Raw genomic sequence first — 13,061 nt, 5'->3', positions numbered from 1 at the left:
GCGAATTCAAATATAGAAGTGTTGCAAGAATAGAACTTGACTTATAATAGTTAAAGTTAAATGAAATACATTTATAACGCAAAGGTATTTAAAATAGGAATTAGTCTATAGGAAATAAGCATTACAATAAATAAAGAACAATTAAAAGGAGTTTTTAATGTTGTTTTTTATATATTCACATATTATATTTCGGTAAAATTTGGTTGTTTTTCCTGCATATACTTCTAATAATATAAATTGGCTTTAAAGCAAAGGATTAAATTACCTTTGCAAAAAACAATCTGTCAGTAGAGATAAAATGAAAAATCAAATTCAAAATATAGAATTGAATAGAATGAGGAGCTATTCTTCAATTTTTTCAAGTACATATTTTTCAAAATTATTGAGGAATGATGATTATTCATTTATTAATTCTAAAATCATCAAATACGACCAACTAAAGATTGGAAATGATATTATTACTTATCATGATTATATTCGTTTTGTGTATAAAGAAATGAGTAAACAATATCGAAATGAGTATGTTTATAAAAATACTTTTATAAATGAATTACTTATAAACTCTTATGGAGTAAAAGATACAGTTGCAATAAATGAATTTAGAGTAGGAGACTCTATAGCCGATATTGTTTTATTTAACGGAACAAGCAAGGCTTTTGAAATTAAAACAGAATTAGATTCAAACAAAAGACTTATTGGACAATTATCGGATTATAGTAAAATTTTTAAAGAATCTTATATTGTTACACATGACGCATTAATTGATAAATATTTAAAAGAGGATGATTCGGTAGGTTTAATTGCTTTAAGCAGCAACTCAAAGTCTTTAAAAATGACCGAGATTAGACCTGCAAAAATAAATTTAGAAATAAATCCAGAAAGTATCATTCGTTCAATAAGAACAAATGAATATAAAGCGATTGTCAATCAGTATTATGGCGGATTGCCTAAAATGAATAGTTTTAACATGTTTGATATTTGTAGTGATTTAATAAAACAAATTCCTACAGAAGACTTAAATATATTATTTATTGAACAATTAAAGAAACGCAAATCTAATACTATAAATATAAAATCTTTCGCTAAAGAATTACGACAAATAGGGTTAGCGTTGAATATTGATGATAGAAATTATCAGATTTTATTTGAAAAATTAAATAAAACTATACAAATTTAGAGCTATGTATTATCCATATTTAAGAGGAAGGCAATTTGAGTTAATTGCATTAAGAGAGTTTGCTGGTTGTCGAGGAGAACATAATAATGTAATTCCAATAATTGAGCCCGTGAAAAAAACTTTCAATAGCATGAAGATTGCTTTGCCAATTTTAAGAAATGCAAGTATTAAGTTTGCTTTAGTATTGAATCCTCAAGTTGGAGAAATTGATAATTATAATCAGATAATCGATGGTTTAGGTGATTGTTTAATAGGAGAAGATAGTTGGATTCCTGCGTTTATTGTGTCGAATAATTATGATGAGATAGGAAAATTGATTGTTGAAACAGGTTATTCCGATGTGATGATAATATGTAATGGTTTAACTGATACAAGTAATGAAAGTTTTAGCCAGTTAGTTGTTTCTCAAAAAGTAAAATACATAGTTGTTTCTCAAGAAAACAGGACTTTAAAAAGATCTCTTTCAGGACAAGACAAGTTTCTTATAAGATTAGATGATAAATTTAATGGACAAAAAAGGAATAGTGACTATTTAGAAATGTCTGAAGAAAAATTTTCTGAAGAACATTTATTTTATAAGGATGAAGGATATCATGGGTTTTCTGATTACACGGTTCTAGTTAGTGATTTTCTTGAAGGTGGGAGTGCGCCTTTTGCAGTAGCAATACACTTAACATATCAGAAAGAGAATGATGAGGTTTGGATTAGACATTTTACATCGAAAAGTAATTTTGACAGAGCAAATATCCAAGGTAAGTTTGCAGAAGCTTTAGAAAAAGCTGTTACTTTTATTAATTCGAATGATATTCATAATGAGGCTACAAACGAATTGAGAAATTATCATAATGAATCTAAATATCCAGGACTTGGAATGGTAAAAAAGATTTCTATAAAAAACCATCTTGAGTTAATAAATGGGATAATTTAATATTTCATCAATTTATGAATGTTTGTAGTAACTGCTTTAACGATGACGACCTTAAATTATTTATAGAAACTAATCTATCTATATATGGACATTGCAATTTTTGTAATAACCCTCCCAAATCAGAACTAATTGCGATTGAAGAACTTTTAGACTTTTTTTCTGACTTCCTATCATCCTTCGAAGAAGATGAAAATGGCATTCCTTTACTCGATTTAATTCATCAAGACTGGAACTTTTTTACAAACAAAGACAAAGGTCTTGGCATTCTATCCGAAGTTTTAACAAAACTAGATTCCACAATCAACACCCCTTTAAAGAAAGTTAGATATGAAGAAGAAATATTTAACTGCATATCCTTTTGGTCAAAATTAAAAGAAGACCTTAAATGGGAAAGTAGATTTTTAACTGATCTAAAATCATTTGAAGATTTTAGATGGGATACATTTTTTCAAAGAAACTCATCTTTGCATGAGGATTCAGTACTTTTTAGAGCTAGAATCCATCCAAATGATGCTCAAAGCGCATTCAATACTTTAGAAATGGGATGTCCGGACAAGACAAAATCCTTAGGTGGTAGAGCAAATCCACAAGGAATTCCATATTTATACTTGAGCATGTCAGAAAGCACCACATTTTACGAAACTAGAGCAACCTATCTAGACGAAGTTAGTGTGGGTAAATTCAAGGTGCGAAAAGGAGAAGAAATTTCTTTAGTTGATTTCACAGAAACGACAAGCCTTTTTTTAAACAGTGACAGTATCAAAGAGTATATAAAAAGTGTGATTTTAAAGAAAAACATAAGTATTGATTTATCCAAACCATTGAGAAGATATGATTCAGAATTAGAATATATTCCTACTCAATTTATTTGTGAATATATTAGAAATATTTCTAATGCCGATGGAATCATGTTTAATAGTTCATTACATCTTGGAGGTGTAAATGTTGTTCTTTTTACAGAAAAAAAAACAGAATGTATCGAAGTAAATACTTATCGAGTAACGAATGTTGATGTTTCTCATAAATTAATATCTTAAATTAAAAACATTAAGTTTTATCTACTCGTTGGGCAATGGTTGGGCAACTGCAATAAAAAAAAGCCTGTAATACTTGATAAACAAGCAGTTACAGACTTTTTAAGTACCCGGAGCCGGAGTCGAACCGGCACGGTTTCCCACAGGTGTTTGAGACCAGCGCGTCTACCAATTCCGCCATCCGGGCTTAGCAGACATAAATAACAGCGACAGCCATTATCTAACGCAATAAAAGATGTGATTGTAAAATCAACCATCAATTCCTTTAACACGCTGCAAATGTAAATAAATTATTTGCAAATTCTAAAAAATTTACTCAAAATTTTCCTTTGGAACTGCGATTTAATTCATAAATTTGCACCTCGCTTACGCGACACACACTAACTAACTACACCCGAGGCGTTTATATATACCCTGTTTAGGCAATTGTCAAAGCGGAATTGTATGGACCGCAGCGGAATAAAACAACACATTGAATGCCACATTTAGAACCAGAAGCGAAAATATTTGCGTGTTCACAAAGTGTCTATTTAGCAGAAAAAATAGCTAAAGACTATGGAGTTCCGCTGGGCAAGGTTACCTTTTCGAAATATAGCGATGGTGAATTCCAGCCTTCTTACGAAGAGTCTATACGAGGCTTGCGCGTTTTTATTGTTTGTTCCACTTTTCCAAATGCAGATAACCTGATGGAATTGTTACTGATGATTGATGCGGCAAAAAGAGCTTCGGCGAGACACATAACAGCTGTCATTCCTTACTTTGGTTGGGCAAGACAGGACAGAAAAGACAAACCAAGAGTTCCGATTGGAGCAAAACTAACAGCAAAACTGCTGGAAACCGCCGGAGCGACCCGTATCATGACCATGGATTTGCATGCCGATCAGATTCAGGGATTCTTTGAAAAACCAGTAGACCATCTTTTTGCTTCGACAATATTTTTGCCATATGTAAAAAGCCTGAAGTTAGACCATCTGACTATTGCATCGCCAGATATGGGAGGTTCCAAAAGAGCCTATGCCTATTCTAAATTTTTAGAATCCGATGTGGTAATTTGCTACAAACAAAGAAAAGTAGCCAATGTCATCGATACGATGGAGCTGATCGGTGAAGTAAAAGGCAGAAACGTGATTTTGGTGGATGACATGATCGATACCGGAGGCACTTTGGCGAAAGCCGCAGATCTGATGATTGCAAAAGGAGCCTTAAGCGTGAGAGCTATTTGTACGCACGCCATTTTATCGGGTGACGCCTACGAAAAAATAGAAAATTCCCAATTGAGTGAATTAATTGTTACCGATTCTATTCCGTTAAAGAAAGAATCCAAAAAAATCAGAGTAGTGAGTTGTGCACCTCTTTTTGCAGAAGTGATGCACATGGTACACCACAACAATTCCATCAGTGGGAAATTTTTGATGTAATATTTGGCAATATCCTGAAGGCTTTACCCTTACTAGGATAATCGCTTAAATTTTATTACATTTGCACAAGTTTTTAAAAACTTAATGCATCAAAGCATAAATTATTATTTATTAATTATATTTTTTTACAATGAAATCGATTACAATTAAAGGATCAGAAAGAGAAAGCGTGGGCAAAGTAGCAACTAAAGCCTTACGTAATGCTGGAGCGGTTCCTTGCGTATTATACGGAGGAGATCAACCAGTGCATTTTTCTGCAGAAGAAAAAGCTTTCAAAACATTGGTTTACACTCCAAATGCGCACACAGTTGCAATTGACCTTGGAAAGAAAACCTATAATGCAGTTTTGCAAGACGTACAGGTTCACCCGGTATCAGACAAAATTTTACACATTGACTTCTTCGAACTAGATGAGAAGAAAGAAATCACTATGGAAGTTCCTGTGAAAATTACCGGAACATCTCCAGGAGTATTGTTAGGTGGTGATTTACGTTTAAATCAAAGAAGATTAAAAGTGAGAGCTTTGCCAAAAAATCTTCCTGATTTCGTAGAAGCTAACATTTCAGAACTTCAGATGGGTAACAAATTGTATGTAACTAAAGTAGCAACAGACAATTTCAAATTGATGCACCCGGACAACACTGTAATTGCTCAAGTGAAGATCTCTCGTGCGGCTATGAAAGCAGCTCAAGAGGCAGCAAAAGCAGCAAAAGCACCTGCAGGAAAAAAGAAAAAATAATTTTTTTTCAATCATATTTCAAAAGCATCAGTTGCAAAACTGGTGCTTTTTTATTTTAAGTCACTCCTGCTTTTTTTTGAAGCACACCACTTACCATAGCATCAGCACCCCTCCTGCTGTCCGCTATATCCGCGCAAAAGCGCGCGGGATGCCGCTCCCATAGGGCTATTAATCACAACTATCTTTCCCCGGAACAACAATATAAGAATCCAACCAAATCATTTTCTGCAAATCTGACAATCCACTAATCTAATTATGTTATTTTTGCGTCATGATAAAATGGCTGACCCAACTCTTTTCGTCCACCAAAACAGCAGACAACACCGATGTCATGAAGAAATTTTTAATTATAGGATTAGGCAACATTGGCGCCGAATATGTCAATACCCGCCACAACATTGGATTCAAAGTGCTCGATTATATGGCCCGCAAAGAATCCCTTTCATTTGAAACCGTCAAATTGGGCGCACTGGCCGAATACAAATTCAAAGGCCGGACATTTCTGCTTTTGAAACCCAATACCTATATGAACCTCAGCGGCAAAGCGGTAAAGTTCTGGATAGATAAAGAGAACATTCCAACGGAAAATATTCTCGTAATTACAGACGATTTGAACCTGTCTTTCGGCGCAATCCGCATCAAACCAAAAGGAAGCGACGGCGGCCACAACGGATTAAAAAGCATCCAGCAAACACTCAATACTTCCGAATACCCGCGTTTCCGTTTTGGCATCAGCGATGAATTCAAGAAAGGAAAACAGGTCGATTACGTGCTCGGCAACTGGGACGACGCAGAACAAGTTAAACTTCCGGAGCGATTGGAAATGGCAACTGAAATCATCAAATCCTTCGGTACTGCCGGACTGGAAAATACGATGAATCTCTTTAACGGGAAATAAGACTTCTTTTTGATTACCTTTATTTTTATACTGTCCAATGAAGAAACTTTTAATTTTTTACAAACAATACAACTTTTTAATAAAAAAAATGCCCACCTGAATCAGGTGGGCATTTTATTATGAATGGAATTCGAATTATTCTACAACAATTCTTTTTACAACTTTGCTATCCCCATCTTGAACAGTAACGACGTAAACGCCTGTCTGTACATTATTCAATTGAAGGTTCTGAGTAAACATTCCTGTATTGTTATATTTCTTATCAAAGATTCTTCTTCCGCTGATATCATGAACCGAGATATTCACATCATTGTTAGTTGCAGAATTGAACTGAATTGTGAAATTACCCTTGTTTGGATTAGGATATAGAGAGAATTCTGCTAAACCGAAATCCTGGTTTAATAACGTTGTTGTTGTATCCACACGGCATAATGTTAATGTAGCACTTGTTAGCGTGTTTGTGGTAAGAGTACTTTTTGCAGCCAATGACCAAGTCCCTAAAGATGACATCCCATCAGCACTTGATAAAGCATTGACTGGAATATAAGCAGCACCCGTAGCAGTAGCATTACAATTGAAAACAGCACCTTCATCATCAAAAACTGCGTTCAAATTAACTTTTGCATTGGTGCAATTTGCGTCAACCATTATCATATCTACATTACCAGTTCCAGGTTTACCTAAACCGATAGATACTTGATTCGTTCTTGCAGCAGTAGCCACTACTTGAAAGTTAGCATCTGTTATAATATAATTATCTGTAACGGGGATTCCGTATCCTGTCCAACCTGTAGTCATAGCCTGAGGTGGGCTGAAAGTTCTTGTATAATCTGTACAAATGGTAGTACTGGTAACAGTGTATCCAATAGCAAACGTTTTTGCATTTACATCAAAAAACACATTTCCAGTTGGTTTTACCATTATTCTACAAAATGGGAACGCGACATTAGGTACAGTAAAAGCTTCGGTACCATCATTTGGTGTATTCGCAACTAAAACTGTGGAATAGGTTGCTCCGTTGTCAGAAGAAAGCAAGATATCTACATTCGCAGCACCTGTCATTGTATTAGTGCCGTTTACCGTCCATGTAATTGTTTGTGTAGTTCCCTGAACCCATGAAATACCATCCACATTTTGTGAAGTCACATCAAATGGTCCTTTAGTAGCATCAACTGTAACAGCCATATCATCAAAAGCAGTTTGTCCAACTTTTATAGGTGCAGTTGCACTGTAAGGAGCATTGTCTCTAACAGTTAATCTGAAAGCTAACGTTCTGGCAACTGAACTTAGCGCCTCCACATTTATCCCATCATTTCCTGTGCCGGCAGTTGTTTGCGAATTCGCTAAAATAGTTGCCATTTGAGGGAAATATCTGGTAGGTGAAGCCGTCGGTGACCATGAGGTGAAGTTTGGACCTACAGTTTTTGTTACACTGGCAACACTATTGGCACCAGTTGAAGCACCACCATCATTATTTTGTTCCCAACAGTACGTTAATGCATCACCAGAGTTTGCGTCTGTCGCAGAACCGGTAAGCATGAATGGTGTGCTTTTTGGAATGGTGATATCTGCACCCGCGTTCGCTACCGGAGTAGCATTGTTAGCAGCTATATTCGTAGTCACTGGACAAGATTTAGTTCCTAAATTAGTCTGTATCTGGGCAATAGTCGCTTGATGATAAATATCGATTGAGTGCGGCGCAACATCTTGCGAAGTAATTCCTGCGTACCCCATGATAGTTACACCTGAACCAACTTCTTTACTTACACCTGAACCTTCATTACTGTTAGAAAAAGTATGGTTTCCACCTAATTGGTGACCAACCTCATGCACTACATAATCAATATCAAAATTGTCTCCCATAGGTATTCCATCGGCTGGTGAAGTAATGCCCGATCCTTTGTTTTGATCAGTTGTACTTGCTGTATCATCTGTACAAACACAACCGATACAACCTGCATTTCCACCACCACCAGTAGCACCGAACATATGTCCGATATCATAAGCAGCATTATTAGCTGCCAATGAAGTAGCGGCACCGGTAAGGCTTGAACTCAATGTGTTTTGCAATTCTGCATTCCAGTTTCCTAAAGTGGCAGAATATGGATCTGTTGCAGGGTTACAAAAAATTACGTTTGTAGTACTGGCAACAAGATTAAGGTGTAAAGCCAGATCTTTTTCATAAACACCATTACAACGGGTTAATGTAGCATTGAATGCTGACATAACCAAAGCTTTATCTCCAGCAGTACCTGCTGTTGTTGCACCAAAATAAGCGGCATATTCACCGTTACAAGACTGTGCCAAACGCATGGTTTTTAATTGTCCTGCACTTGATTTAGCGCTGCTTGGCAGTTGTTTATCCACACTGGCAATCAAATTTTTATCATCTGTAGAACATGACCAAGCCAATTTTCCTTTTTGTCTGGAAGAATTGAATACTGCATAAACTTTACCATCTTGTGAATATGGTTCCATAAACTCATTTTCTTTGTCGGTTCTGAAAACCATAGTTTGAATCCCTTGTGGAGAAATACTTAACTTTACGGTGGCATATTTATCTGTGATTCCTCTTCCTGAATACGCACGTATTTCTGGAAATTGTGCTTGTAAAGCCGGTTCAAAATTAGACGCTTCGTACATTTCGAATTGCTCTAAGTCTCCTTTAACGTTCGGTAAAGAGATTACCACGCTATTTTTAGAAGTTGAATTTACTGTAGAAAACAAAGCCTGTCTTAACGGGTCAATATTTACATCATACAAATCAAACTTAACAGGAAATGACAATCTTGCCACTCCTTTAGCAGTCGGCATTTTATCGCTGCCTTGTCTGTGCATTGTCCAGTATTTATTGGTCTGGGCGGTTACTTGGCCCAAAGTGAAAATTGACAATGACAAAAATAGTAATGTTTTTTTCATGCTTTTTTAATTTTATAATTTATAGGTAGAAGGGTAATTGGGGCAAATGTATCAAATAATATATATAATCCAATATTTTAACATAATAATAAAACATAATTGCTTAAAATGTGAGTATTTTACTATAACAGAGGGATTGGTGTACTACAATTCTTCCTGCGATTGAGTAATTTCGTCCTGTTATCTGAAACGCGATATAAACGTTGGCCGCCTAACTATTAAACTTTTAAGATGACTTACCTGTCGATGCCGATGGCCCCGCTCGTTAATAGTGCGGGAAATGGTATAATCAGGCTATTTGTAATTGCAATAACAGGAAATAAAAAAGGGGAAACTGTTATGTCTCCCCTTTTTTGTCATTATCTATAAATTATTCTACAACAATTCTTTTTACAATTTTATTGTCTCCGTCTTGTACTGTTACAAGATATACTCCTGTTTGTACATGATTCAATTGTAGGTTTTGAGAAAATAATCCATTATTAGAATATTTTTTGTCAAAAATCTTTCTTCCACTGATATCATGAACAGAAACTGCAACATCATTACCTGAGTCAGAATTAAATTGAACTGTGAAGTTTCCTTTGTTTGGATTTGGATAGATTGCAAAATTAGAAAGCGAATTTTGAATAACACCCAAAGGTTGTGCGGCACATATATCCAATGACCAGTTCAAGAGAGATCCAGTATCACCATTATAGTTATCGGTAGCTCTTAATGTCCATGTTCCCGCCGATGCCTTACCATTTAATGCTGATAAAGGAGAATCCGGAGAGAAGGTTCCAGTTGAAATTGTACATCCGGTATCAGGAACACTTGCGTTTCCATCAGAAAAAGTAACATTCACAGTACTAAACTCATTATCACAATTTCTATTCCATAAAGAAACTTGCGTTCCGTCAGGGTGAACCAACCAAATTACTAAATCTTCAATATAAGTATGGGTAAATGAAAGAGAAACATTCACATCATTCAGGTTTCCGCCTGCAGGCACAACGATTGTTTTAGAAGCAACTGCTCCCGCAACATTCGCGCCTGTTCCATCTGCAATAGCTACTGTTGTGTTATTAGAATACACATTACATGCTGAAGTTCCGGTTGTAAATCTATAGGCTGCGCTATAGGTCCCCGCACAACCTGTATTTTTAGGTAAAACTCTCCAATAGTATAGAGTTCCCTCTGCCAATCCTGAAGCATTATAGCTATTTGTTGTAGCAGTTCCGGTATTAACAATAGTTGTAAATCCGCTGTCCGTAGCTACCTGAACATCATATGATGTTGCAGCAGCATTTGCCGGCCAGGTTAACACAGCTGTAGTACTCACTCCAGTTGACAAATCAGCTGGTCCGGTTAATGCCTGAACACCAAAGTTAGAACTAAGCAAATCTAAATAGAATGGTACTGTTTTAGTCGTTCCCGAAGTTGCCGTTACAACTATAGAATAAACCCCTGGGGCTGCACCGTTAGTATTACTTATAGTCATTGTAACAACTCCGTTTGCCGAAATAGTTGCAGGAGAGAAAGTGGCAATAGCTCCTACAGGCAAACCAGCGGCACTAAAGGATGTTGTTCCAGAGAAACCTCCATAAGTAGTGTAAGGAATTGAGAAAGCAACATTCGTTCCTTGACAAGCTTGCTTATTTTGTCCAGTCGTTGTTCCATCGAAACTAACTGCAAATCCACTTGTCGGAGCTGTAATAGAGAAGTTTGCATTAGAGATATCGAAAAATATATGATTATTTCCTTTTACCATTATTCTTTTTGTCGTTCCCACGGCATTAGGAATAGTTACCGTTTCAGTACCGTCATTTGGCACTCTGCTAGCCAATAAGGTTGGATATGTGTTTCCGCCATCATTAGAAAGATAAATGTCTACAAATGCAGCATTCACTCCATTTGCAGTGGTTCCTGCAACACTCCAGGTTACAGATTGGTTGGTTCCAACCGCCCATGAAACCGCTGTAGTTGGCGAAGTCACTGCAAAAGGTCCTGCTGTTGCATTAACAGTTACCGACATTCCATCCGTATCTGTTAAACCAGCTCCTGCGACATTATCTCTTGCTGTTACCGCAAAATTCAATGATCTTGCTACTGAACTTAAATATTCCGTTTTAATTGGCGTTGTATCAGTTGAAACTGCGGTTGTAAAAGCTGAGTTAGCAATTACACTTGCCAAAGCCGGGAAATATCTGCTTGGTGAAGCTGTAGGCGAATAAGACCTCCAGTTTGGACCTGCAGTTTTTGACGCAGATGCTGCGCTGTTTGCATTTGTTTGAGTTGTCGCTGAGTCAATTTGTTCCCAGCAATACGTCAATGCATCGCCGTTTACATCTGTTCCCGAAGCTGTTAAGACAAAAGGCGTGCTTTTTGGAATCGTGTAATTCAATCCGGCATCCACAACCGGAGCTATATTTGCAATAGGGGTTCTTGTTGGACAGGTTTTGCTCAACATATTATCTTCCACTTGTGAAATTGTAGCGTAATGGAAATATGCGTCGGAATTCATCTGAACATCATAATTAGTAATACCGGCATACCCCATGATGGTCGATCCAGATCCCGGCTCCACATTCACACCTGCTGATTCAACAGCGTGCGAAAAAGTATGGTTTCCACCGAATTGGTGCCCCATTTCGTGGGCAACATAATCAATATCAAAAGTATCTCCCATAGCAGCTCCGCTACCAGGTGATGTGATTCCGCTACCTTTGGTACCATCAGTACAAACACAACCGATACAACCCGCATTTCCACCACCACCGGAAGCGCCAAAAAGGTGACCAATATCATAATTGGCTTCCCCAATTTGAGCAGTTAATGTAGTTTGTAATTCAGCATTCCAGTTAGCCATCTGTGCCGCTGGCGAATATGGATCAGAAGCAGCTACTGTGTAAATTACGGCAGCATTATTGACCATTGTCATACGAATGGTAAAATCTTTTTCAAAAACACCGTTCACACGAGTCATGGTAGCATTCATTTGAGCCAAAGCTCCCGCTGCACCACCAAAATACGCTCCATACTCTCCAGTACAGGAAAGGGCTAGTCTGAATGTAAGCAATTCAGAAGCGCTTGAACGTTTTCCTGTAACCTGATTATTTAATGACTCGGCGATAGCTTTATCCTCAGTCATACAAGTGAAAGGCAGTTTTCCTTTGCTTCTGGAAGAATTATAAACCGCATAGATTTTCCCGTCTTCAGAATAAGGTTCCATAAATTCATTTCTGGTATCCGTTCTGAAAACCATAGTCTGAATCCCTTGTGGAGAAACACTCATACGCAGAATAGCGGTTCTGTCTTGTAGACTTTTTCCAGCATAAGATCTAATTTCAGGAAATTGTGCTTGTAAATCTGCCGCAAAATTGGAAGCTTCAAAAACTTCAAATTGCTCAATTATACCTTGCATATTCGGTAAGGAAATAATCACTCCTTTTTTTGCAATGGCACGGTCAGGTGCATTTACTAAAAGTTGTTTCATTGATGCGATGTTCAGTTCGTACAACTGAAACTCAGCAGGAAAAGATGGTCTCTCTACATTTTTAGAGGCGATAACATTTTTGTTTGCTGTGGGCGTCCAAAGCCTTTCCACTTGCGAATAGGACTGGGTGCACAACAAAAAAGACACTAATGTTAATAGTAATGTTTTTTTCATTTGGATTAAATTTAAATCGTTTTAAGGTAAAAATTGGTTATTTGTGTTCAAATGTATAATATTTTATATTTATAACAAATTATTAACAAATAAAAATTGTGATGTGTGTTTTTTTGCAATTTATAAAAATTAAATCGTACTTACCTCTTCGGGAATAACAACTTACTACCTTTTAATAAAAATTAACACCAGTTAAAATTTGCAAGAATATCCCTGCGCCTGGAAACAGCAAACACTCCCATGATCTAAAATAGCTTTCGGATATTATCCCGAATCTGACTACATTATTTATTCAA

The 13,061-nt window shown here is 36.6% G+C and carries 8 protein-coding genes and 1 tRNA gene; 6 read left to right on the top strand and 3 right to left on the bottom strand.

Going from position 1 to position 13,061, the window contains the following annotated elements; translation table 11 throughout:
- The first annotated feature begins 298 nt into the window (after window positions 1-298).
- From FNW07_RS02925 to FNW07_RS02915, 3 genes are read left to right on the top strand one after another with little or no spacing between them, the layout of a single operon-like run.
- Complete coding sequence (locus tag FNW07_RS02925; RefSeq protein ID WP_126744649.1) at window positions 299-1,177, top strand: sce7726 family protein; 879 nt, start codon at window positions 299-301, stop codon at window positions 1,175-1,177.
- A 4-nt stretch (window positions 1,178-1,181) separates the two neighbouring features.
- Window positions 1,182-2,105 (top strand): sce7725 family protein, encoded by a 924-nt coding sequence (locus FNW07_RS02920; protein ID WP_126744648.1) that lies wholly within the window; start codon window positions 1,182-1,184, stop codon window positions 2,103-2,105.
- 14 nt (window positions 2,106-2,119) lie between these two features.
- Window positions 2,120-3,142, top strand: coding sequence for an RES family NAD+ phosphorylase (locus FNW07_RS02915; RefSeq protein WP_126744647.1), 1,023 nt, complete (start codon window positions 2,120-2,122; stop codon window positions 3,140-3,142).
- 104 nt (window positions 3,143-3,246) lie between these two features.
- Here FNW07_RS02915 and FNW07_RS02910 read toward each other — a convergent pair.
- Window positions 3,247-3,326, bottom strand: a tRNA-Leu gene (locus FNW07_RS02910).
- Window positions 3,327-3,615: 289 nt separating this feature from the next.
- On the opposite strand from FNW07_RS02910, the gene FNW07_RS02905 reads away from it, so the two are divergent.
- From FNW07_RS02905 to pth, 3 genes are all read left to right on the top strand, one after another.
- Window positions 3,616-4,557 (top strand): ribose-phosphate pyrophosphokinase, encoded by a 942-nt coding sequence (locus tag FNW07_RS02905; protein ID WP_126744274.1) that lies wholly within the window; start codon window positions 3,616-3,618, stop codon window positions 4,555-4,557.
- Between the two features lie 130 nt (window positions 4,558-4,687).
- Window positions 4,688-5,296 (top strand): 50S ribosomal protein L25/general stress protein Ctc, encoded by a 609-nt coding sequence (locus FNW07_RS02900; protein WP_126744273.1) that lies wholly within the window; start codon window positions 4,688-4,690, stop codon window positions 5,294-5,296.
- A 271-nt stretch (window positions 5,297-5,567) separates the two neighbouring features.
- Window positions 5,568-6,194 carry an aminoacyl-tRNA hydrolase gene (gene pth, locus FNW07_RS02895; protein WP_126744272.1) on the top strand — a complete coding sequence of 209 codons (627 nt, stop codon included), beginning with the start codon at window positions 5,568-5,570 and terminating at the stop codon, window positions 6,192-6,194.
- Window positions 6,195-6,329: 135 nt separating this feature from the next.
- On the opposite strand, the gene FNW07_RS02890 is transcribed toward pth, so the two are convergent.
- Window positions 6,330-9,113 (bottom strand): zinc-dependent metalloprotease, encoded by a 2,784-nt coding sequence (locus tag FNW07_RS02890; protein ID WP_126744271.1) that lies wholly within the window; start codon window positions 9,111-9,113, stop codon window positions 6,330-6,332.
- Between the two features lie 370 nt (window positions 9,114-9,483).
- Window positions 9,484-12,765, bottom strand: coding sequence for a reprolysin-like metallopeptidase (locus tag FNW07_RS02885; protein WP_126744270.1), 3,282 nt, complete (start codon window positions 12,763-12,765; stop codon window positions 9,484-9,486).
- Between the last annotated feature and the right edge of the window lie 296 nt (window positions 12,766-13,061).

The sequence above is a fragment of the Flavobacterium sp. GT3R68 genome (assembly GCF_007109225.1).
Taxonomy (GTDB): Bacteria; Bacteroidota; Bacteroidia; order Flavobacteriales; family Flavobacteriaceae; genus Flavobacterium.
Note: the sequence above shows the minus strand (reverse complement) of the source record. Positions and strands in the feature narration are given on the sequence as shown.